We start from the raw sequence: 23,428 nt of genomic DNA, 5'->3' as shown, positions 1-23,428 counted from the left end.
ACCTCACTTGGTGAGGGTGTACTGGGCGACGTTGGAGATGCCCTTCCGGAAGAGGTTCGCGCAGCCGGTCAGATAGCGCATGTAGCGGTCGTAGACCTCTTCGGATTGGATGGCGATGGCGCGGTCGCGATTGGCCTGCAGGTTGGCCGCCCACATGTCCAGAGTGCGGACGTAATGCTGCTGCAGGTATTGGACCTTCTCGAGCGAGAACCCGGCCGCCTTCGAATTGTCGACGATATCGGCTTCGCCGCACATCGAGCCGCCGGGGAAGATTTCCGTTCCGAGAAAGCGAAAGAACCGCAGATCACTCATCGTCACCGTGATGCCGTGGTCCCGCCAGTACGTCTGCGGATAGGTGAATATGCTGTGCAAGAGCATCCGGCCGTCGGCGGGCAGTATGTCGTAGGCGCGTTCGAAGAAGAGGGGCCAGCGCTCCTTTTTGAAGGCGTCGAACGCCTCGAAGGTGACGATGCGATCCACCTTCTCGTCGAATTCTTCCCAGCCCTGCAGCCGAGCCTCGGCCTGCCGAGTGGTCGGGATCGCGGCAAGCCTGGCCTTGCTGCGCTCATAGTGGTTGCGGCTCAGGGTGATTCCGATGACGTTGACGTCGTACTGCTCGACGGCGCGCACCAGCGCCCCGCCCCATCCGCAGCCGACGTCGAGCACCGTCATTCCCGGTTGGAGGTTCAGCTTGTCCAGCGCCAGATCCACCTTGGCGAGTTGTGCCTCTTCCAGCGTCATGTCGTCGCGCTCGAAGTAGGCGCACGTGTAGACCATGTTGGGGTCCAGGAACAAGCCGAAGAAGTCGTCGGAGATGTCGTATGTCGACTGCGACTCTTCGTAATACGGTTTCAGTTCCGCCATTGTTCGAGATCCTCCCAACGCCAACCGTACAACGCAGTAATGGTGTCCGTGAAATTCACTGGACAGTGCCGAAAGCCGTCCGACGCTGCCCTCAGCTGGCCTCGGCGAAGTTGCTAGTCAGCACGCTGATCAACCGGTCCCATAGTTGCTGAGGCAGGTCGTGGCCCATGCCGTCGAACAAGAATAGTCGAGCGCCGTCGATGGCGCGTGCGACCGCGCGTCCGCCCGATGGACGCATCAGTTTGTCGGCCCGGCCGTGCAGCACGACGGTCGGTGCGACAGTCCGCCGGTTGTAGCCGAGCAGGCTGCCGCTGGCCATGATCGCGCTGAAGTGCCGCGCGACACCCCAGGGATAGTAGCTGCGTTCGTAACCCTCGATCGCCTCGGCCCGGACCTGCTCCTCCGGCGGCTGGTAGCGCGGGCTGCCGGTGATCCTGGTGACGCGCACCACGTTGTCGACGATCGCCTCGCGGGGAGAACCGGGCGGCGGGCCTTTGAGGACCGCCAGCAGGGCCCGCGGGGCGGGGGGCGGCAGGAACGGGCGATTGTTGCTGGAGAAGATGACCGCCAGGCTCTTGGTCCGCTCGGCGAATCGGGCCGCGAAGACCTGCGCGATCATGCCGCCCATCGATGCCCCGACGATGTGGGCGCGCTCGATGCCCAGCTGATCCAGCACGGCCGCGGCGTCGTCGGCCAGGTCTTCCAGCGCGTAGGCCGCCTCGCTGCGCAGCCCGAACCAGAACCGGAGCAGCCGCGGGATCAGGGGTTGGCCGGCGCCCGCCCTCGGCGTCTTGCTGGACAGGCCGACATCGCGATTGTCGTAGCGGATGACGCGCAGGCCCTGGGCGACGAGCTTCTCGCAGAACGCCGTCCGCCACAGCAGCAGCTGGGCGCCCAGCCCCATGATCAGCAGGACGGGCGGGTGCCCTACCTCGCCCATGTCCTCGTAATACAGCTTCACCTCGCCCGATATGGCTCTCGAGTTGGCAAAGCCGGTGCGGATTTCCATCGGGCCGCCCCTAGACCTCCACGTCGCTCTGATGCTCGCGGCTGACCTCGACCATGAAGTTGGCGAAGTACCCCGTCAGCTGCGGGTCGGACATCATCTGCCACTTCGGCGCCAGCAGCTTCATGTACCGCTCGACATAGAGGAACTGCTTGCCGATCAGCACCAGCTCGCGGGGCAGCTTGACGTCGTAGGCGTCGGCGAGCGCCGACAGCTGGCGCCCGATGTCCGCGTAGGACATGTCGCCGAGCGTCTGCATGGTCAGCGGGGTGGCGAAGCGCTCCAGGTCCTTGGCGGCCTGCGCCTCGGGCTTCATGGTGCCGACGGCGCCCATCAGGACCACGATCTTGCCGGCCGAGGCGTGGTCCTTCTTGACCAGCAGCGCGTACACCAGCTCGCGCAGCAGCCAGCGGGTGCGCGGGTCGATGCGGCCCATGATGCCGAAGTCGAAGAAGACGATGCGCCCCGCGTCGTCGACGTAGAGGTTGCCGGCGTGCAGGTCGCCGTGGAACAGCCCGTGCCGCAGCCCGCCCTCGAACAGCGAGAACAGCAGCGCCTTGACCAGCTCGGTGCCGTCGAAGCCGGCCTGGCGGATGGCCTTGACGTCATCGATGCGGATGCCGTGCACCCGCTCCATGGTCAGCACGCGCTCGGAGGTGAAGTCCCAGTGCACCTGCGGCACCCGGATGTTCTTGCCGAGCGGGGACGCGTGCAGGTGCGAGACCCACGCGTCCATCGACTGCGCCTCGAGGCGGAAGTCCAGCTCCTCGGCCAGGTTGTCGGAGAAGTCGGCGACCACGTCCTGCGCCGACAGGCGGCGGCCCAGCTTGGCCAGCTCGACGGCCTGGGCGAAGCGCTTGAGGATCTGCAGGTCGGCGGCGACCCGGCGCCGGATGCCGGGACGCTGGATCTTGACGACGACCTCCTCGCCGGTGTGCAGGGTGGCGTAGTGCACCTGCGCGATGGACGCCGAAGCGAAGGGCGTCTCGTCCCACTCGGCGAACAGGTCGGCGGGGTCGCCGCCGAGGTCCTCGACGAGGAGCTTGTGCACCTCTTTGGGGTCGGCGGGCGGCACCCGGTCGAGCAGCCCGCGGAATTCGCGGGACAGCGATTCGCCGAACGCGCCGGGGCTGGACGCGATGATCTGCCCGAACTTCACGTAGGTCGGGCCCAGGTCGGCGAACGTGTTCGGGAGCTCCTTGATCGCCTTCTGCTGCCACGGCCCCTTGCCGGGCAGCTTGCTGATGATGCGGGCGGCGGCGCGGGTGACCTGCCAACCGGTGGCTGCTACCCGGGCCGCTTCGACCGGCAGCGGCACCCGGTCGAGCTTGGCCACCTCGCGGTGTTTGGTAGTAGTCATCCCAGCAGTCTGCCAAATCGGGGCTGTCAAGTCCCAATTGCCGTGAGCGCGCTCACCGGGCCCGGGCGAGCGCGAAGTGCTCGGTGAGGGTCTCGACGATCGGCCGCCAGACGGGTTCCGGAAGATCGTGTCCCATCCCGTCCACCACGACGAATCGCGCGCCGGGGATGGCGGCGGCGACGGCGCGCCCGTTGCGCGGGCGGACCATCGGGTCGGCCGAACCGTGCAGCACCACGGTCGGGGCGGTGATCGCCTTGGCGTACCCGAGCAGGCTGCCGGTGCCCAGCACCGCGTCGAACTGGCGCAGCATGCCCGGCGGGTAGCTGCACCGGTCCGCGAGCCGGCGCACCCGCGCCCGCAGCTCGTCGTCGGGCGGCAGGAAATTCGGGCCGTTGAACACCGCGACGTTGCGCACCTCGAAGTCCAGTTTCTCCTCGGCGGAGGCGTCGGAAGCCGGCGGATCGAACGCCAGCCTGATGACGCGCCAGGCCGGCAGCGCGGAGAACGGCTTGCCGGTGGTCGACATGATCACGCCCAGCGACGCCACCCGGTGCGGCGCGGTGGCGGCCAGGATCTGCGCGATCATGCCGCCCAGCGACGCGCCGACCACGTGGGCCCGGTCGATGCCCAGGCGGTCCAGCAACGCCACCACGTCCCCGGTCATGTCGACCAGGGTGTAGGGCACGCGACTGGGCCTGCCCAGCAGATAGCGCCCGACCCGCCGATACACCGGGCCCCGGGCCCGCAGCCCGTGCATCTTGGCCGACAGCCCGGTGTCGCGGTGGTCGAACCGGATGACGCGGTACCCGGCGTCGACGAGGCGCGCGCAGAACCCGTCGGGCCACATGGGCAGCTGGGCGCCCAGCCCCATGATGAGCAGCGCGGGCGGCGCGGCCGGGTCGCCGAGGTCCTCGTAGTAGAGCTCGACGGGGCCGTGCGGGGTCTCGCGGCGCGCGATCCCGCTGCGGATCTGCGCTATTTCTTCCAGGGCTGGACCCATCCTTCGATCTGCCAGTTCTCCAGCGCGGCGATCAACTCGTACATGGTGGCGCCGTCGATGGTTTCCCGGACGATGTCGGCGTGTCCGGCGTGGCGGGCCAGCTCGTTGATGACGTGCAGGATGACCCAGCGCACCGACCAGGCCTTCTGGTTCTTGGGGAACCAGGGGATGTCCTGCGGAACGGGCACCGCGGCGTCGAGGTCGGCGGTGTCGACCAAGCGCAGCGATTCGGCGTTTTGGGTCTCGAAGGCTTTCAGCAGGCCGGCCAACGTCTCGCCGGGCCGCATCACGTGTTGGTCGCCGAACTCCTTGGCGATCTCGTCGAAGGGCCGGGGGTCCTTGGGGGGCAGGTCCGGCGCGGCCGCGACGCGTGCCATCCAGTTGCGTTGCATGGCGGTGGCGTGCTTGATCAGCCCGCCGACCGACAGCGCGCTGACCGACGGCGTCGACCGGGCCTGTTCGTCGGTGAGGCCGTAAGAGACGGCGAAATATGCGCTTTGGTGGAACGCCATGAATTCACGCAGGGCGTGGCGCTCGTCGGCGACGGGCGGGGCGAGGGCGGGCATGACCAGATCCTAGGTCCAGATGCCTCCACCGCGGCGCCTCGCGCCGTAAGGTGCGGGGATGCAGGTGATTTCGGCGGACTCGACCGAGCTTTTCGCCGGGCCGCCGGACGCGCCGCTGCAGCTCGCGCGCGTCGGCCTGACGGGCTGCGTCGCGCCGACCTCGATCCGCATCGACGGCGACGGCCTGAGCGGCGCGGCGACGGCCCAGCCCGGAGCGGGTGCCGTCGAGGTGCCGGTCACGGTCGTCGGCCCGGCCGTCGGGCAGCGCCGGGCGGCGCGGGTGCACGCCGGTGGCGCCACCACCGAATTCGAGTTCACCATCGCCGAGCCCGGGTGGACCATGTTCATGGTCAGTCACTTCCACTACGACCCGGTCTGGTGGAACACCCAGGGCGCCTACACCAGCGAGTGGGCCGAGGACCCGCCCGGGCGCCAGACCAACGCCTTCGAACTGGTCCACGCCCACCTGGAGCTGGCCCGCCGCGAGCCCGAATACAAGTTCGTGCTGGCGGAGGTCGACTACCTCAAGCCGTACTGGGACACCCACCCCGAGGACCGCGCCGACCTGCGCCGGTTCCTCGCCGAGGGCCGCGTCGAGGTGATGGGCGGCACCTACAACGAACCGAACACCAACCTCACCGGCCCGGAGACGACCATCCGAAACCTGGTGCACGGCAACGGCTTTCAGCGCCACGTGCTCGGTGCCGACCCGGCCACCGCGTGGCAGCTGGACGTGTTCGGCCACGACCCGCAATTCCCGGGGTTCGCCGCCGACGCGGGCCTGACGTCGAGCTCGTGGGCCCGCGGCCCGCACCACCAGTGGGGTCCGGGCGGCGACGTGGACCGCATGCAGTTCTGCAGCGAGTTCGAGTGGATCGCGCCGTCGGGCCGCGGCCTGCTCACCCACTACATGCCCGCGCACTACGGGGCGGGCTGGGGGATGGACTCCTCGGCGTCGCTCGCCGAGGCCGAGGGCGCCACCTATGCGCTCTTCCAACGGCTCAAGAAGGTGGCCCTGACCCGCAACGTGCTGCTGCCCGTCGGGACCGATTACACGCCGCCGAACCAATGGGTGACCGCGATCCACCGCGACTGGGGCGCGCGGTACACCTGGCCGCGCTTCGTGTGCGCGCTGCCGCGGGAGTTTTTCGCTGCAGTGCGCGCGGAACTGGCGCAGCGCGGTCGCGAGCCGTCGCCGCAGACCCGCGACATGAACCCGATCTACACCGGCAAGGACGTGTCGTACATCGACACCAAGCAGGCCAACCGGGCCGCCGAGAACGCCGTGCTGCAGGCCGAGCGTTTCGCCGTGTTCGCCGCGCTGCTGACCGGCGCCGAGTACCCGCAGGCCGCCCTCGCCAAGGCGTGGGTGCAGCTGGCCTACGGCGCGCACCACGACGCCATCACCGGCTCGGAGTCCGACCAGGTCTACCTGGACCTGCTGACCGGCTGGCGCGACGCGTGGGAGCTGGGCCGCGCCGCCCGCGACACGTCGCTGGCGCTGCTGTCCGGCGCGATCGGGGGCGACGTGGTCGTGTGGAATCCGCTGGCGCACCGGCGCACCGATATCGTGACCGCCCGCCTCGACGCGCCGCCGGGCGCCGGGGTGCGGGTGCTCGATCCCGACGGCACCGAGCTGCCCGCGCACGTCGAGCACGACGGGCGCTCGGTCACCTGGCTGGCGCCCGACGTGCCCTCGCTGGGCTGGCGGGCCTACCGGCTGGTCCCGGCCGCCGAGGCTGCGGCGGCGAGCGGCTGGGAACCGATGCCCGGCGCGGCGATCGCCAACGAGCACTACCGGCTGGAGGCCGACCCGCGACGCGGCGGGGGAGTCGCGTCCCTGGTGCGCGACGACCGGCAGCTGATCGCCGACGGCCGGGTGGGCAACGAGCTCGCGCTCTACGAGGAATACCCGTCGCACCCGCAGCAGGGGGAGGGGCCGTGGCACCTGCTGCCCAGCGGGCCGGTGCTCTGCTCGTCGGAATCGCCGGCGCGGGTGCGGGCCTATCGCGGTCCGCTCGGTCAGCGGCTGGTCGTGCACGGGCGCCTCGGCGGCCTGCTGCGCTACACCCAGACGCTGACCCTGTGGCACGGGGTGGCGCGGCTGGACTGCCGGACCGCCATCGACGAATTCACCGGGGAGGACCGGCTGTTGCGGCTGCGCTGGCCGTGCCCGGTGCCGGGCGCCATGCCGGTCAGCGAGGTCGGCGACGCCGTCGTCGGGCGGGGCTTCGCGCTGCTGCACGACGGGTCCCGCTCCGTGGACACCGCACAACACCCGTGGACGCTGGACAACCCGGCGTATGGCTGGTTCGGCCTGTCGTCGGCGGTCCGGGTTTGCGCCGGTGGCGCCGCGGATAACACAGCGCGGGCCGTGTCGGTGGCCGAGGTGGTGACGCCGGCCGACGCGGCGTCGGGGCCGTTGGCGCGCGAGCTGATGGTCGCCCTGGTCCGCGCCGGCGTCACGGCCACCTGCAGCGGCGCCGACAAGCCGCGCTACGGCTGCCTCGGCGTCGACTCCAACCTGCCCGACGTCCGGATCGCGCTCGGCGGGCCGGCCCGCAACTCCTTTGCCAAAGCCGTTCTGGCGCAAGCGGATCCGGAGTACACCGCCGAACTCGAGCGCCAGCTGGCGGAGACCGGCCGGGCCCGCGTCTGGGTGCCGGCCGAGGCCCCGTTGGAGGCCGCGTGGGTGCCCGACGCGGACCTGCGGGCGCCGCGGGCGCTGCCGGTCCTGGTGATCGACGGCCGCGACCAGCACGGCCTGACCGCGGCGATCGGGTCGGTGATCGAGGAGCTGGCGGACGCCGAGATCGTGGTCCAGCAGCGGGCGCCGTCGGGCATGGGCCGCTTCGAATCCCGCACCGTCGCGCTGCTCAACCGCGGGGTGCCCAGCTTCGCCGTCGAACCCGACGGCACCCTGCACACCGCCTTGATGCGCTCCTGCACCGGCTGGCCGTCGGGCACCTGGATCGACGAGCCGCGCCGCACCGCGCCCGACGGATCCAACTTTCAACTCCAGCACTGGACCCACGCCTTCGACTACGCGCTCATCGCCGGCGACGGCGACTGGCGCGAGGCCGAGATCCCAACCCGCGCAGCCCAATTCGGTCACCCGCTGCTCGCCGTGGCCCCGGCGGGTCGGCGCGGCGAGCTGGCCAGCTCCGGGTCGCTGCTGCACGTCGAGCCCGCCGGCGCGGCGCAGCTGACGGCGCTCAAGGCGGCCGGCAACCCACTGACCGCCGGCAGCGCCCGGCCCGTCGACCCCGCCACGGTGGCGCTGCGGTTGGTGGAAACCACCGGAAACCGCGCCCGCGTCGCCATCGGGTCCGGGCTCGGCGCGGTGCGCGGGCTGCGGTTCGCCGACCTGCTGGAACGGCCGCACGGGCGCGCGGGGTCGATCGACCTGCACGGCTATCAGGTCGCCACCGTGCTGGCCCGCCTCGAAATGCCCTCCACGTCAGGGGTTTTGGCGGGGTCCGCGCGGCTGGCCCCGGACGCCGAGGCCGCGCAGCCGCTATACGCGCGTTACTGGCTGCACAACCGCGGTCCCGCGCCGCTCGGGGGGCTGCCCGCCGTCGCGCACCTGCACCCGCAGCGGGTGCCGGCCGCGCCGGGTGGCGAGGTGGCGTTGCGGCTCAGCGTGGTCAGCGATTGCAGCGATGCCGCGCTGGACGGCGCGGTGACGGTGGTGTGTCCCGACGGCTGGTCGGCCGCACCGGCCGAGCTGCCATTTGGCCTGTGCGCCGGCGATCACCGCGAGGCCGAGGTGGTGGTGTCGATCCCGGCGGGGGCGCGGCCCGGGCTGTACCCGGTCCGCGCCCAGCTCCGCCTCGCGGGCGACGGCGTCCCGGCGGCCTGGTGCCAGGTGGTCGAGGACGTGTGCGCGGTGGAGGTCGGCGCGTGCGGTAGCTCCGAGTTGCTCTACCTCGTCGACGGTCCGGCCGACGTCGAGGTCGCGGCGGGTGGGACGGCCCGGCTGGCCGTGAGGGTGGGCACCCACGCCCGTGCCGAGCTGGCGCTCGAGGCGCACCTGATCAGCCCGTGGGGCACCTGGGAGTGGATCGGCCCCGGCGCGCTCGGCGCGGCGCTGCCCGCCTGCGGCACGGTCGAGCTCGGCTTCGACCTGGCGCCGCCGCCGTGGCAGGACCCCGGCCAGTGGTGGGCCCTGGTCCGGGTCGGCTGCGCGGGCCGGCTGGTCTATACGCCTGCGGTCCGGGTGACCGTGACATGAGCGAGGGGCTGGTGGCGAGCGTGGCCGGTTACCCGGTGTCCGTCGACGAGGTCGACGCGGCCGAGGCGCGGCTGCGGCGCGGACGGCGCGCGGCGGCGCTGCCGGCCGCCGGCACCGCCGAGGGCCGGCAGCTGCGGCGCTGGCTCACCCAGGTGATCGTGACCGAGCGCGTGGTCGCCGTCGAGGCGGCCGCGCGCGGCCTGACCGCGCGGGACGCGCCGGCCCAGGCCGAGCTGCTGCCCGATACGACCGCCCGGCTGGAGATCGGCAGCGTGGCCGCCGCGGTGCTGGCGGATCCGCGGGCGCGGGCGCTGTTCGCCGACGTCACCGCCGCGGTGCGGATCGGCGACGACGACGTGGCGGACTACCACGCCCGCAACCCGCTGCGCTTCGCCGCGCCGCGCCCCGGCCCCGACGGCTGGCGGGCGCCCCCGCGCACCGGCCCGCCGCTGGCCCAGGTGCGCCCGGCGATCGCCGACCACCTGCGGGGCGCCGCGCGGCGGCGCGGCTTCCGGGTGTGGCTGGACGCGCGCCGGGCCGCGCTGGTGCGGCTCGCGCCCGGCTACGAACACCCGGGCGACCCGCGCCAGCCCGACAACACCCATCGCCACTGATGGCCGCGCTCACGCTCTGCCTCGACATCGGCGGCACCAAGATCGCCGCCGGCCTGGCCGATCCCGGCGGTGGGCTGGTCCACACCGCCATCCGGCCCACCCCCGCCGGCGGCGACGCGGAGGGGGTCTGGGCCGCGGTCGCCGCGACCATCGCCGACGCCGTGCGCGTCGCCGACGGCCCCGTCACGGCGGTGGGCATCGCTTCGGCCGGCCCGATCGACCTGCCCGGCGGGAGCGTCAGCCCCGTCAACATCCGGTCCTGGCGCGGCTTCCCGCTGCGCGACCGGGTCGCGGCCGAGGTGCCGGGCGTGCCGGTCCGGCTCGGCGGCGACGGCGTCTGCATGGCGCTGGGTGAGCATTGGCTCGGCGCGGGCCGCGGCGCGCGCTTCATGCTCGGCATGGTGGTGTCCACCGGCGTGGGCGGGGGATTGATCCTCGGCGGCGTCCCGTATACCGGGCGCACCGGCAACGCCGGCCACGTCGGCCACGTGGTGGTCGAGCAGGACGGCCGGCCCTGCGCGTGCGGGGGGCGCGGCTGCGTCGAGACCGTCGCGTCCGGACCGTGGATGGTGCGCTGGGCGCGCGACAACGGCTGGTCGGCACCGGCGGGCGCCGGCGCCCGGGAACTGGCCGCCGCGGCGGCGGCCGGGGACGCGCCGGCGGTGCGGGCTTTTCGCCGCGGCGCCACCGCGCTGGCGGCGATGATCGCGTCGGTCGGGGCGGTGTGCGACCTCGACCTCGTCGTCATCGGCGGCGGCGTCGCCAAGTCCGGCGGCGTGCTCTTCGACCCGTTGCGCGCCGCGCTGGCCGATTACGCCGGGCTGGACTTCCTGGCCACGCTGCGGGTGGTTCCCGCCGCGCTGGGTGGCGAGGCCGGCCTGGTCGGCGCGGCCCGGCTGGCGGGTCTCGGCTAGGCCGCGTTTTGGCTGCCCGCGGCGGGTCACGCTATTGTGGTGGCGATCCACCGAAGACCGTCGGTCACCGAGCAATCGGTTGAAGGTCCGGGAACATCCCGGCGGCCCACGCAGGAGGACGAGGCGCACGCCGGCGCACGCCGGCGCGTTTTCACGCCCCGGCCGCTTCCTGCGCCGGGGCGTACTTCGTTCTTAGGCGTTCCTCCGGTGAATCGCGGAAGACTTTCACTGACAGGAGGTATGCATGGCCAGGGCTGACAAGGCCACCGCCGTCGCAGACATCGCGGAGCAGTTCAAGGACTCGACGGCCACCCTGATCACCGAGTACCGAGGTCTGACGGTGGCGAACCTCGCCGAGCTGCGCCGGTCGCTGGCGGGATCGGCCACCTACACGGTGGCCAAGAACACCCTGATCAAGCGGGCGGCCGCCGACGCCGGCATCGAGGGTCTCGACGAGCTGTTCGCCGGCCCGACGGCCATCGCGTTCGTCAGCGGCGAGCCGGTCGACGCCGCCAAGGCCATCAAGACCTTCGCCAAGGACAACAAGGCCCTGGTCATCAAGGGCGGCTACATGGATGGCCACCCGCTGACGGTCTCCGAGGTCGAGCGCATCGCGGACCTGGAGTCCCGCGAGGTGCTGCTGGCCAAGCTGGCCGGCGCGATGAAGGGCAACCTCGCCAAGGCGGCCGGCCTGTTCGCCGCCCCGACCTCGCAGATGGCCCGCCTCTTGGCCGCCCTGCAGGAGAAGAAGCCCGCCGAGGCTTCGGCGCCGGAGCCCGCCGCTCCGGTCGCAGAAGCACCGGTGGCACCCGCCGAAGAAACCCCCGAGGCACCGGCTGAAACGACGGAATCGTCGCAGACACCGGCTTCAGCCGAATAACCCCCAACCCGAAACCAGGAAGGACCCAATACCCATGGCAAAGATGACTGCCGACGACCTGCTCGACGCTTTCAAGGAAATGACCCTGTTGGAGCTCTCGGACTTCGTCAAGAAGTTCGAGGAGACCTTCGAGGTCACCGCGGCCGCGCCGGTCGCCGTCGCCGCCGCCGGTGGTCCGGCCGCCGGTGGCGCGCCCGCCGAGGCCGCCGAGGAGCAGTCGGAGTTCGACGTCATTCTCGAGGCCGCCGGTGACAAGAAGATCGGCGTCATCAAGGTGGTCCGCGAGATCGTCTCCGGCCTGGGCCTCAAGGAGGCCAAGGACCTGGTCGACGGCGCGCCCAAGCCGCTGCTGGAGAAGGTTGCCAAGGAGGCGGCCGACGACGCCAAGGCCAAGCTCGAGGCCGCCGGCGCCACCGTCACCGTCAAGTAGCACTACTTCGCGAAACCCCCGGAAGCGCCCTTCCGGGGGTTTCGTGCGCTCAACGGAGGCCGAAGGCCGCGCGCTGCGAGGCTCGCACGCGCTCGAGTGAATCCCCCAGAGCCACAAGGAAATTCGAAGTCAGCGAGCCAAGCACCGGCGCGACGGCCGCGCCGTCCTCGCCGTAGAAACCGGCCAGTTCGAGCATCACGAACCCGTGCACCAACGCCCAGAACTGGGCGGCTGTGGCCACTATCGCTTCGTCGGTCGCACCGTCGGCGGCGAAGCCGACGGTGATGCGTCCCGCGCGGATGGACCGCTGCACCGCGCGCACCACGTGCGCGAAGCTGGGGATGCGCTGCTCGATCTCGGCGACCGTCAGCGTCAGGACGTTGCCCGCGGGCGCGTTGATGCCGTGCGCGCTGGTGCTGCCGAACATCAGCCGGTACATGTGCGGACGCTCGATGGCGTAGCGCCGGTAGGCGGCGCCGACGGCGAACAGGTCGGCGACCGGGTCGTCGGTCTGGGGGACCGTCAGCGCGGCGTCGAACTGCCGCAGGCCCTCCTCGGCGACCCCGGCGATCAGGCCCCGCATCCCGCCGAAGTGGGTGTACAGCGCCATCGTCGAGGTTCCCGCGGCGCCGGCCACCCTGCGCGTCTGCAGCGCGTCCGGCCCGTGCTCGTCGAGCAGGCCGACGGCGGCGTGCAGCATCTCGTCACGCACGCTGCGCTGGGTCTCCGAAGTCATCCTTGTCATCTTCCCATCACCGGCGTACTGTTCTCATAACAGCGAAATAACAATGTTATAGGAGCTTAGCAGTGACATCCGTGCAAACCGCCCCATCCCGGAATCCGTATCTCGAGGGCTTCCTGGCGCCGGTGGGCGCCGAGGTGACCGCGACCGATCTGGAGGTCACCGGGCACATCCCGGAGCACCTCGACGGGCGGTATCTGCGCAACGGACCGAACCCGGCCGAGGAAGTCGACCCGGCCACCTATCACTGGTTCAGCGGCGACGGCATGGTGCACGGGGTGGCGCTGCGCGACGGCAAGGCCAACTGGTACCGCAATCGCTGGGTGCGCAGCCTGTCGGTGTGCGCCGGCCTCGGCGAGCCGACCCCGGCCCGGCTCGACCCGCGGGCGGGCATGCTCTCGCTGGGAGCCAACACCAACGTGCTGACGCACGCCGGACGGACCCTGGCGCTCGTCGAGGGCGGCGTCGCCAACTACGAGCTGACCGAGGAGCTCGACACCGTCGGAACGTGCGACTTCGACGGGACCCTGGCCGGTGGCTACACCGCTCACCGCACCGCGACCCGCGCACCGGCGAGCTGCACGCGGTGTCCTACTCGTTCGCCCGCGGGCGCACCGTGCAGTACTCGGTGATCGACACCCGGGGGCGGGCCCGCCGCACCGTCGACATCGAGGTGTCCGGGTCGCCGATGATGCACGACTTCTCGCTGACCGACAAATATGTGGTCATCTACGACCTGCCGGTGACGTTCGACGCCGCGCAGGCGCTGCCGGTGAACATGCCGCGCTGGCTGTCGGCGCCGGCGCGGCTGGTGATGCAGTCGCTGGTCGGACGCGTCCGGGTGCCGGGCCCGATCAACGCGAGGATGAACCGCGACCCGAAGCACTCCGACCGGATGCCGTACGCCTGGAACCCGAACTACCCGGCGCGCATCGGGGTGATGCCGCGCGAGGGCGACAACAAGGACATCCGCTGGTTCGACATCGAACCCTGCTACGTCTACCACCCGCTCAACGCCTATTCCGAAATGCGGGACGGCGCAGAGGTTTTGGTGCTCGACGTGGTGCGCTACGCGCGGATGTTCGACCGCGACCGGCGCGGCCCCGGCGAGGCCCCGCCCATGCTGGACCGCTGGACCGTCAACCTGGCGACCGGCGCCGTCACCACCGAATGCCGCGACGACCGGCCCCAGGAATTCCCGCGGATCAACGAGGCCGTGCTGGGCGGGCGGCACCGCTACGGCTACACCATCGGTGCGTCCTTCCAGGGCGCCCAGCCGGGGCTGTACAAGCACGACTACGCGACCGGGTCGCGGCAGGTCGCGGCGCTCGATCCCGCCCTTTCGCTCGGCGAGATGTCATTCGTGCCGAACCCGGCGGGCCGGGCCGAAGACGACGGCATCCTGATGGGCTACGCCTACCACCGCGACCGCGACGAAGGCCAGCTGGTGCTGCTGGACGCGCAGACCCTCGAATCGGTGGCTACCGTGCATCTGCCCCAGCGGGTGCCGATGGGTTTCCACGGCAACTGGGCGCCGGCTGGCTAACACCCGCGTCAATAACGCCCACCGGCGACGCGGGCTCCGATATCAGGTCGGCCAATTTTTGCCGGCGGTGCTGTCCAACCCTGATGCGGTCCCACGAGCGTGCGCTACAGTGACTCATGCCACAGAAAAGGGCAGGTGGCGGGCACAAGCGTCGACGGAAGGATTTCCCATGGGCGTCGCTATCGAGGTGAGGGGACTGACCAAGTCCTTCGGTCCCTCGAGGATTTGGGAAGACGTGTCGTTGGATATCCCCAGCGGCGAGGTCAGCGTCCTGCTGGGGCCGTCGGGTACCGGCAAATCGGTTTTCCTGAAGTCCCTCATCGGCCTCCTGCGGCCCGAGCGCGGCTCGATCATGATCGACGGCACGGACATCCTCGAGTGCTCGGCCAAGGAGCTCTACGAGATCCGCACCCTGTTCGGCGTGATGTTCCAGGACGGCGCGCTGTTCGGCTCGATGAACCTGTTCGACAACGCGGCCTTCCCGTTGCGCGAGCACACCAAGAAGAAGGAAGGCGAGATCCGTGACATCGTCATGGAGAAGCTTTCCCTGGTGGGCCTGGGCGGCGACGAGAAGAAGTTTCCCGGCGAGATCTCCGGCGGTATGCGCAAGCGCGCCAGCCTGGCCCGGGCGCTGGTGATGGACCCGCAGATCATCCTGTGCGACGAGCCCGACTCGGGTCTGGACCCGGTCCGCACGGCCTACCTGAGCCAGCTGATTCTCGACATCAACGCTCAGATCGACGCCACCGTCCTGATCGTGACGCACAACATCAACATCGCTCGCACCGTGCCGGACAACATGGGCATGTTGTTCCGCCGCAAGCTGGTCATGTTCGGCCCGCGGGAGGTGCTGCTGACCAGCGACGAGCCGGTGGTGCGGCAGTTCCTCAACGGCCGGCGCATCGGGCCGATCGGCATGTCCGAGGAGAAGGACGAGGCGACCATGGCCGAAGAGCAGGCGCTGCTCGATGCGGGCCACCGCGACGGCGGCGTCGAGGAAATCGAGGGCGTGCCGCCACAGATCGTCGCGACGCCGGGGATGCCCGAGCGCAAGGCCGTCGCTCGGCGCCAGGCCCGGGTGCGCGAAATCCTGCACACGCTGCCCAAGAAGGCCCAGGCCGCGATCCTCGACGACCTGGAGGGCACCCACAAGTACCGGGCGAACGAGTTCGGCGGCTAGCCCGCCGCGCGCAAACCCGGCGGCCTGACCCGGCGGTACCCATCTGAGAAATTTGCGATAACTTGGCGCAACTTGCCGCTCCGCCCTCTTGACGACGGGACGTAAACGGGTCAGTCTGTTGGGCAGCATGTGCCTACGGGAAAGTCGATTTGCCAGCCAGCGCCGATGTCCCTGGGCAGATGGTCATGGGTAGTTGAGGAATGCGCGCGCCTGCGCTATTGTTGGACGTTGCGCTGGCTACTTCCTGCCCACCTCACCCGCCACCTGACACTGTGGTCTTAGCCTGAGCCCCCACCCGCGGCTTAGCTATTTAGTTGTGCGCGTGAGATCTGGGCAGATCGTTCGCCGGCCATACCGACAAAATTGATGCGGCGAACGCAGCCGGTGTTCCCGGTTCCCGTGAGTCGCACGAGGTGCTGGAAGGATGCATCTTGGCAGATTCCCGCCAGAGCAAGCGTCGCCAACAAAGTTCCACGAATGGCTCCGTGCCCGGGGCGCCCAACCGAGTTTCCTTCGCCAAGCTCCGCGAACCGCTCGAGGTTCCGGGGCTTCTTGACGTGCAGACCGACTCCTTCGAGTGGTTGATCGGCTCGCCGCACTGGCGCGAGGCCGCCGCGAGCCGCGGGGAAGCCAGCCCGGTGGGTGGCCTCGAAGAGGTCCTCTACGAGCTGTCGCCGATCGAGGACTTCTCGGGTTCGATGTCGCTGTCTTTCTCCGACCCCCGCTTTGACGAGGTCAAGGCGCCGGTCGACGAGTGCAAAGACAAGGACATGACCTACGCGGCCCCGCTGTTCGTCACGGCCGAGTTCATCAACAACAACACCGGCGAGATCAAGAGCCAGACGGTGTTCATGGGCGACTTCCCGATGATGACCGAGAAGGGCACCTTCATCATCAACGGGACCGAGCGCGTCGTCGTCAGCCAGCTGGTGCGTTCGCCCGGCGTGTACTTCGACGAGACCATCGACAAGTCCACCGAGAAGACGCTGCACAGCGTCAAGGTGATCCCGAGCCGGGGCGCCTGGCTGGAGTTCGACGTCGACAAGCGCGACACCGTCGGCGTACGCATCGACCGCAAGCGCCGCCAGCCGGTCACCGTGCTGCTCAAGGCGCTGGGCTGGACCGCCGAGCGGATCACCGAGCGGTTCGGGTTCTCCGAGATCATGATGTCGACGCTGGAGAAGGACAACACCGCCGGCACCGACGAGGCGCTGCTGGACATCTACCGCAAGCTGCGTCCGGGTGAGCCGCCGACCAAGGAGTCCGCGCAGACCCTGCTGGAGAACCTGTTCTTCAAGGAGAAGCGCTACGACCTGGCGCGGGTGGGCCGGTACAAGGTCAACAAGAAACTGGGCCTGAACACCAAGGACCCGATCACGGCCACGACGCTGACCGAAGAGGACGTCGTCGCCACCATCGAGTACCTGGTCCGCCTCCACGAGGGGCAGGCCACGATGACCGTCCCCGGCGGCGTCGAGGTGCCGGTGGAGACCGACGACATCGACCACTTCGGCAACCGCCGGTTGCGCACGGTCGGCGAGCTGATCCAGAACCAGATCCGGGTCGGCATGTCGCGGATGGAGCGCGTCGTCCGGGAGCGGATGACCACGCAGGACGTCGAGGCGATCACGCCGCAGACGCTGATCAACATCCGGCCGGTCGTCGCCGCGATCAAGGAGTTCTTCGGCACCAGCCAGCTGTCGCAGTTCATGGACCAGAACAACCCTCTGTCGGGCCTGACCCACAAGCGCCGCCTGTCGGCGCTGGGCCCGGGCGGTCTGTCCCGTGAGCGCGCCGGCCTCGAGGTCCGCGACGTGCACCCGTCGCACTACGGCCGCATGTGCCCGATCGAGACCCCGGAGGGTCCGAACATCGGTCTGATCGGCTCGCTGTCGGTGTACGCGAGGGTCAACCCGTTCGGGTTCATCGAGACGCCGTACCGCAAGGTGGTCGACGGTGTGGTCAGCGACGAGATCGTCTACCTGACCGCCGACGAGGAGGACCGCCACGTGGTGGCGCAGGCCAACTCGCCGATCGACGCCGACGGCCGGTTCGTCGAGGGCCGCGTCCTGGTTCGCCGCAAGGCGGGCGAGGTCGAGTACGTGCCCTCGTCCGAGGTGGACTACATGGACGTGTCGCCGCGCCAGATGGTGTCGGTGGCCACGGCCATGATCCCGTTCCTCGAGCACGACGACGCCAACCGTGCCCTGATGGGCGCCAACATGCAGCGCCAGGCGGTTCCGCTGGTGCGCAGCGAGGCGCCGCTGGTGGGCACCGGGATGGAGCTGCGCGCGGCGATCGACGCCGGCGACGTCGTCGTCGCGGAGAAGTCCGGGGTGATCGAGGAGGTCTCCGCCGACTACATCACCGTGATGGCCGACGACGGCACCCGGCACACCTACCGGATGCGCAAGTTCGCCCGGTCCAACCACGGCACGTGCGCCAACCAGTCGCCGATCGTCGACGCGGGCGACCGCGTCGAGGCCGGCCAGGTCATCGCCGACGGTCCCTGCACCGAGAACGGCGAGATGGCGTTGGGCAAGAACCTGCTCGTGGCGATCATGCCGTGGGAGGGCCACAACTACGAGGACGCGATCATCCTCTCCAACCGGCTGGTCGAAGAGGACGTGCTCACCTCGATCCACATCGAGGAGCACGAGATCGATGCCCGCGACACCAAGCTGGGCGCCGAGGAGATCACCCGGGACATCCCGAACGTCTCCGACGAGGTGCTGGCCGACCTGGACGAGCGGGGCATCGTGCGGATCGGCGCCGAGGTCCGCGACGGCGACATCCTGGTCGGCAAGGTCACCCCGAAGGGTGAGACCGAGCTGACCCCGGAGGAGCGGCTGCTGCGGGCGATCTTCGGCGAGAAGGCCCGCGAGGTCCGCGACACCTCGCTGAAGGTGCCGCACGGCGAGTCCGGCAAGGTCATCGGCATCCGGGTGTTCTCCCGCGAGGACGACGACGAACTGCCGGCCGGCGTCAACGAGCTGGTCCGGGTGTACGTGGCCCAGAAGCGCAAGATCTCCGACGGCGACAAGCTGGCGGGCCGGCACGGCAACAAGGGCGTCATCGGCAAGATCCTCGCGCAGGAGGACATGCCGTTCCTGCCGGACGGCACGCCGGTGGACATCATCCTGAACACCCACGGTGTGCCGCGACGGATGAACATCGGCCAGATCCTGGAAACGCACCTCGGCTGGTGCGCGCACAGCGGCTGGAAGGTCGACACCGGCAAGGGGGTCCCGGACTGGGCCGCCAACCTGCCGGAGGACCTGCTGCACGCGGAGCCCAACGCCATCGTGTCGACACCGGTGTTCGACGGCGCGCAGGAGGCCGAGCTGCAGGGGCTGCTGTCGGCCACGTTGCCCAACCGCGACGGCGAGGTGCTGGTCAACGGCGACGGCAAGGCGGTGCTGTTCGACGGCCGCAGCGGCGAGCCGTTCCCATACCCGGTGACCGTCGGCTTCATGTACATCATGAAGCTTCACCACCTGGTGGACGACAAGATCCACGCCCGCTCCACCGGCCCGTACTCGATGATCACCCAGCAGCCGCTGGGCGGTAAGGCGCAGTTCGGTGGCCAGCGGTTCGGGGAGATGGAGTGCTGGGCCATGCAGGCCTACGGGGCCGCGTACACGCTGCAGGAGCTGTTGACCATCAAGTCCGACGACACCGTCGGCCGGGTCAAGGTGTACGAGGCGATCGTCAAGGGCGAGAACATCCCCGAACCGGGCATCCCCGAGTCGTTCAAGGTGCTGCTCAAGGAGCTGCAGTCGCTGTGCCTCAACGTCGAGGTGCTGTCGAGCGACGGCGCGGCGATCGAGCTGCGCGAGGGCGAGGACGAGGATCTCGAGCGGGCCGCGGCCAACTTGGGAATCAACTTGTCCCGCAACGAATCCGCGTCCGTTGAGGACCTGGCTTAACCAACTTAGTTACTAAACCCGCAAGGGGAAAGGGAGTTACGTGCTCGACGTCAACTTCTTCGATGAACTCCGCATCGGCTTGGCCACCGCGGAGGACATCCGGCAATGGTCTTATGGCGAGGTCAAGAAGCCGGAAACAATCAACTACCGCACGCTGAAGCCGGAAAAGGACGGCCTGTTCTGCGAGAAGATCTTCGGACCCACTCGCGACTGGGAGTGCTACTGCGGCAAGTACAAGCGCGTCCGCTTCAAGGGCATCATCTGTGAGCGCTGCGGCGTCGAGGTGACCCGCGCCAAGGTGCGCCGCGAGCGGATGGGACACATCGAGCTGGCCGCTCCGGTGACGCACATCTGGTACTTCAAGGGTGTGCCGTCGCGGCTGGGGTACCTGCTCGACCTCGCCCCGAAGGATCTCGAGAAGATCATCTACTTCGCGGCGTACGTGATCACGTCGGTCGACGACGAGATGCGGCACAACGAGCTGTCCACGCTCGAGGCCGAAATGATGGTGGAGCGCAAGGGCGTTGAGGACCAGCGCGACGCCGAGCTGGAGGCCCGGGCACAGAAGCTGGAGGCCGACCTGGCCGAGCTGGAGGCCGAGGGCGCCAAGGCCGATGCCCGGCGCAAGGTTCGGGACGGCGGCGAGCGCGAGATGCGCCAGATCCGCGACCGCGCCCAGCGCGAGCTGGACCGGCTGGAGGACATCTGGAACACCTTCACCAAGCTGGCCCCCAAGCAGCTGATCGTCGACGAGAACCTGTACCGCGAGATCGTCGACCGCTACGGCGAGTACTTCACCGGCGCCATGGGTGCGGAGTCGATCCAGAAGCTGATCGAGAACTTCGACATCGACGCCGAGGCCGAGAACCTGCGCGAGGTGATCCGAAGCGGCAAGGGGCAGAAGAAGCTTCGCGCGCTGAAGCGCCTCAAGGTGGTCGCTGCCTTCCAGCAGTCGGGCAACTCGCCGATGGGCATGGTGCTCGACGCCGTCCCGGTCATCCCGCCGGAGCTGCGCCCGATGGTGCAGCTCGACGGTGGCCGGTTCGCCACCAGCGACCTCAACGACCTGTACCGCCGCGTGATCAACCGCAACAACCGGCTCAAGAGGCTGATCGACCTCGGCGCGCCCGAGATCATCGTCAACAACGAGAAGCGGATGCTGCAGGAGTCCGTGGACGCGCTGTTCGACAACGGCCGCCGCGGGCGTCCGGTCACCGGGCCGGGCAACCGTCCGCTGAAGTCGCTGTCGGATCTGCTCAAGGGCAAGCAGGGCCGGTTCCGGCAGAACCTGCTCGGTAAGCGCGTCGACTACTCCGGGCGTTCGGTCATCGTGGTCGGCCCGCAGCTCAAGCTGCACCAGTGCGGCCTGCCCAAGCTGATGGCGCTGGAGCTGTTCAAGCCGTTCGTGATGAAGCGGCTCGTCGACCTCAACCACGCGCAGAACATCAAGAGCGCCAAGCGGATGGTCGAGCGTCAGCGTCCCCAGGTGTGGGACGTGCTCGAGGAGGTCATCGCCGAGCACCCGGTGCTGCTGAACCGCGCACCCACCCTGCACCGGCTGGGCATCCAGGCCTTCGAGCCGATGCTGGTGGAGGGCAAGGCGATTCAGCTGCACCCGCTGGTGTGTGAGGCCTTCAACGCCGACTTCGACGGTGACCAGATGGCCGTGCACCTGCCGTTGAGCGCCGAGGCGCAAGCCGAGGCCCGCATCCTGATGCTGTCCTCCAACAACATCCTGTCGCCGGCGTCCGGCCGCCCGCTGGCCATGCCGCGACTGGACATGGTGACCGGCCTGTACTACCTGACCACCGAGGTCGACGGCGACAAGGGCGAATACTCGCCGGCCGCCAAGGACCAGCCGGAGGTCGGCGTGTACTCCTCGCCGGCCGAGGCGATCATGGCGTCGGACCGCGGGCTGCTCTCGGTGCGCGCCAAGATCAAGGTGCGGCTGACCCAGCTGCGTCCGCCGACCGAGATCGAGGCCGAGCTGTTCGGCGCCAACGGCTGGCAGCCGGGGAATGCCTGGATGGCCGAGACCACGCTGGGCCGGGTGCTGTTCAACGAGCTGCTGCCGGTGGGCTACCCGTTCGTGAACAAGCAGATGCACAAGAAGGTGCAGGCCGCCATCATCAACGACCTGGCCGAGCGCTACCCGATGATCGTGGTCGCGCAGACCGTCGACAAGCTCAAGGACGCCGGTTTCTACTGGGCGACCCGCAGCGGCGTCACGGTCTCGATGGCCGACGTGTTGGTCCCGCCGCGCAAGAAGGAGATCCTCGACCAGTACGAGGAGCGCGCGGACAAGGTCGAAAAGCAGTTCCAGCGTGGTGCTTTGAACCACGACGAGCGCAACGAGGCACTCGTCGAGATCTGGAAGGAAGCCACCGACGAGGTGGGTCAGGCGCTCCGCGAGCACTACCCCGCCGACAACCCGATCATCACGATCGTCGACTCGGGCGCCACGGGTAACTTCACCCAGACGCGAACGCTGGCCGGCATGAAGGGTCTGGTGACCAACCCGAAGGGTGAGTTCATCCCGCGTCCGGTCAAGTCGTCCTTCCGTGAGGGCCTGACCGTGCTGGAGTACTTCATCAACACCCACGGCGCCCGAAAGGGCTTGGCGGACACAGCGTTGCGCACCGCCGACTCGGGTTACCTGACCCGCCGTCTGGTGGACGTGAGCCAGGACGTCATCGTCCGCGAGCACGACTGCCAGACCGAGCGCGGCATCGTCGTCGAGCTGGCCGAGCGCCAGCCGGACGGCACGCTGATCCGCGACCCGTACATCGAAACCTCGGCGTACGCGCGGACTTTGGGCACCGACGCGGCCGACGAGGCCGGCAACGTCGTCGTGGCGCGCGGCGAGGACCTGGGTGACCCGGAGATCGACGCGCTGCTCGCGGCGGGCATCACGTCGGTCAAGGTGCGCTCGGTGCTGACGTGCACCACCGGGACCGGCGTGTGCGCGACCTGCTACGGGCGCTCCATGGCCACCGGCAAGCTGGTCGACATCGGCGAGGCCGTCGGCATCGTCGCGGCCCAGTCCATCGGTGAGCCGGGCACGCAGCTGACCATGCGGACGTTCCACCAGGGTGGTGTCGGTGAGGACATCACCGGCGGTCTGCCCCGGGTTCAGGAGCTGTTCGAGGCCCGCGTGCCGCGTGGCAAGGCGCCGATCGCCGACGTCACCGGGCGGGTGCACCTCGAGGACGGTGAGCGCTTCTACAAGATCACCATCGTTCCCGACGACGGCGGCGAGGAGGTCGTCTACGACAAGCTCTCCAAGCGGCAGCGGCTTCGTGTGTTCAAGCACGAGGACGGCTCCGAGCGGGTGCTGTCCGACGGCGACCACGTCGAGGTGGGCCAGCAGCTGATGGAAGGCTCGGCCGACCCGCACGAGGTGCTGCGCGTGCAGGGCCCCCGCGAGGTGCAGATCCACCTGGTCCGCGAGGTCCAGGAGGTCTACCGCGCCCAGGGTGTGTCGATCCACGACAAGCACATCGAGGTGATCGTTCGCCAGATGCTGCGCCGTGTCACCATCATCGACTCGGGCGCGACGGAGTTCCTGCCCGGCTCGCTGATCGACCGCGCGGAGTTCGAGGCGGAGAACCGCCGGGTGGTGGCCGAGGGCGGCGAGCCCGCCGCCGGGCGTCCGGTGCTGATGGGTATCACCAAGGCGAGCCTCGCCACCGACTCGTGGCTGAGTGCGGCGTCGTTCCAGGAGACCACGCGAGTGCTGACCGATGCGGCGATCAACTGCCGCAGCGACAAGCTCAACGGTCTGAAGGAGAACGTGATCATCGGAAAGCTGATCCCGGCCGGTACCGGCATCAACCGGTACCGCAACATCCAGGTGCAGCCCACCGAGGAGGCCCGCGCCGCGGCGTACACGATCCCGTCCTACGAGGATCACTACTACAGCCCGGACTTCGGCCAGGCCACCGGTGCCGCGGTCCCGCTGGACGACTACGGGTACTCCGACTACCGCTAGTTCGACGACGATGCGGCGCGTTATGCGCCGCTGAGGAGTCGGACAATCGGCGCTAGTTCGACGACGATGCGGCGCGTTATGCGCCGCTGAGGAGTCGGACAATCGGCGCTAGTCGGCTAGTCACGAAACAGCCCCGGGCCCCTTCGCAGGCCCGGGGCTTTTTCGTTGCCCC

Annotated in this window: 14 protein-coding genes and 1 pseudogene; 9 read left to right on the top strand and 6 right to left on the bottom strand. The window is 69.5% G+C overall.

Annotation, left to right across the window (positions count from 1 at the left end):
* Positions 1–3: 3 nt before the first annotated feature.
* From MTAB308_RS12005 to MTAB308_RS11985, 5 genes are all read right to left on the bottom strand, one after another.
* The gene (locus MTAB308_RS12005; RefSeq protein WP_077099622.1) at positions 4–864 is read right to left on the bottom strand and encodes a cyclopropane mycolic acid synthase family methyltransferase; all 861 of its coding nucleotides are present in this window, start codon (positions 862–864) and stop codon (positions 4–6) included.
* A 91-nt stretch (positions 865–955) separates the two neighbouring features.
* Entirely contained in the window at positions 956–1,873 is a 918-nt protein-coding gene (locus tag MTAB308_RS12000) for an alpha/beta fold hydrolase (RefSeq protein ID WP_077099621.1), read from the bottom strand.
* A gap of 10 nt (positions 1,874–1,883) precedes the next feature.
* Positions 1,884–3,230 carry an ABC1 kinase family protein gene (locus tag MTAB308_RS11995; RefSeq protein ID WP_077099620.1) on the bottom strand — a complete coding sequence of 449 codons (1,347 nt, stop codon included), beginning with the start codon at positions 3,228–3,230 and terminating at the stop codon, positions 1,884–1,886.
* Positions 3,231–3,282: 52 nt separating this feature from the next.
* A complete protein-coding gene (locus tag MTAB308_RS11990) occupies positions 3,283–4,230 on the bottom strand; it encodes an alpha/beta fold hydrolase (RefSeq protein WP_077099619.1) in 948 nt (315 codons plus the stop codon).
* Positions 4,206–4,796 (bottom strand): DinB family protein, encoded by a 591-nt coding sequence (locus MTAB308_RS11985; RefSeq protein WP_077099618.1) that lies wholly within the window; start codon positions 4,794–4,796, stop codon positions 4,206–4,208. The genes MTAB308_RS11990 and MTAB308_RS11985 overlap by 25 nt, the downstream gene beginning before the upstream one ends.
* A 58-nt stretch (positions 4,797–4,854) precedes the next feature.
* On the opposite strand from MTAB308_RS11985, the gene MTAB308_RS11980 reads away from it, so the two are divergent.
* From MTAB308_RS11980 to rplL, 5 genes are all read left to right on the top strand, one after another.
* A complete protein-coding gene (locus MTAB308_RS11980) occupies positions 4,855–9,030 on the top strand; it encodes a glycoside hydrolase family 38 N-terminal domain-containing protein (RefSeq protein WP_077099617.1) in 4,176 nt (1,391 codons plus the stop codon).
* Positions 9,027–9,644 carry a DUF7158 domain-containing protein gene (locus MTAB308_RS11975; RefSeq protein WP_077099616.1) on the top strand — a complete coding sequence of 206 codons (618 nt, stop codon included), beginning with the start codon at positions 9,027–9,029 and terminating at the stop codon, positions 9,642–9,644. The genes MTAB308_RS11980 and MTAB308_RS11975 overlap by 4 nt, the downstream gene beginning before the upstream one ends.
* Positions 9,644–10,558 (top strand): ROK family protein, encoded by a 915-nt coding sequence (locus tag MTAB308_RS11970; RefSeq protein WP_077099615.1) that lies wholly within the window; start codon positions 9,644–9,646, stop codon positions 10,556–10,558. The genes MTAB308_RS11975 and MTAB308_RS11970 overlap by 1 nt, the downstream gene beginning before the upstream one ends.
* A gap of 244 nt (positions 10,559–10,802) precedes the next feature.
* Positions 10,803–11,438 carry a 50S ribosomal protein L10 gene (gene rplJ, locus MTAB308_RS11965; RefSeq protein WP_077099614.1) on the top strand — a complete coding sequence of 212 codons (636 nt, stop codon included), beginning with the start codon at positions 10,803–10,805 and terminating at the stop codon, positions 11,436–11,438.
* A 34-nt stretch (positions 11,439–11,472) separates the two neighbouring features.
* Positions 11,473–11,868 (top strand): 50S ribosomal protein L7/L12, encoded by a 396-nt coding sequence (rplL, locus tag MTAB308_RS11960; RefSeq protein ID WP_068230652.1) that lies wholly within the window; start codon positions 11,473–11,475, stop codon positions 11,866–11,868.
* Positions 11,869–11,917: 49 nt separating this feature from the next.
* Here the strand turns inward: rplL and MTAB308_RS11955 are convergent, their stop codons facing one another.
* Positions 11,918–12,604, bottom strand: coding sequence for a TetR/AcrR family transcriptional regulator (locus tag MTAB308_RS11955; RefSeq protein WP_077099613.1), 687 nt, complete (start codon positions 12,602–12,604; stop codon positions 11,918–11,920).
* A 71-nt stretch (positions 12,605–12,675) separates the two neighbouring features.
* Between MTAB308_RS11955 and MTAB308_RS11950 the strand changes: the two are divergent.
* From MTAB308_RS11950 to MTAB308_RS11935, 4 genes and pseudogenes are all read left to right on the top strand, one after another.
* A pseudogene (locus MTAB308_RS11950) lies at positions 12,676–14,156 on the top strand (carotenoid oxygenase family protein).
* Between the two features lie 169 nt (positions 14,157–14,325).
* The gene (locus tag MTAB308_RS11945) at positions 14,326–15,336 is read left to right on the top strand and encodes an ABC transporter ATP-binding protein (protein ID WP_066907248.1); all 1,011 of its coding nucleotides are present in this window, start codon (positions 14,326–14,328) and stop codon (positions 15,334–15,336) included.
* A gap of 431 nt (positions 15,337–15,767) precedes the next feature.
* The gene (gene rpoB, locus MTAB308_RS11940) at positions 15,768–19,265 is read left to right on the top strand and encodes a DNA-directed RNA polymerase subunit beta (RefSeq protein ID WP_108637276.1); all 3,498 of its coding nucleotides are present in this window, start codon (positions 15,768–15,770) and stop codon (positions 19,263–19,265) included.
* A gap of 40 nt (positions 19,266–19,305) precedes the next feature.
* Positions 19,306–23,256: a DNA-directed RNA polymerase subunit beta' gene (locus MTAB308_RS11935; RefSeq protein WP_077099611.1), complete on the top strand. Its 3,951-nt coding sequence runs from the start codon at positions 19,306–19,308 to the stop codon at positions 23,254–23,256.
* The last annotated feature ends 172 nt before the right edge of the window (positions 23,257–23,428 follow it).

The sequence above is a fragment of the Mycobacterium terramassiliense genome (genome assembly GCF_900157385.1).
Taxonomy (GTDB): domain Bacteria; phylum Actinomycetota; class Actinomycetes; order Mycobacteriales; family Mycobacteriaceae; genus Mycobacterium; species Mycobacterium terramassiliense.
The sequence above is the reverse complement of the archived record's forward strand: the minus strand, read 5'-3'. Positions and strand labels throughout refer to the sequence as shown.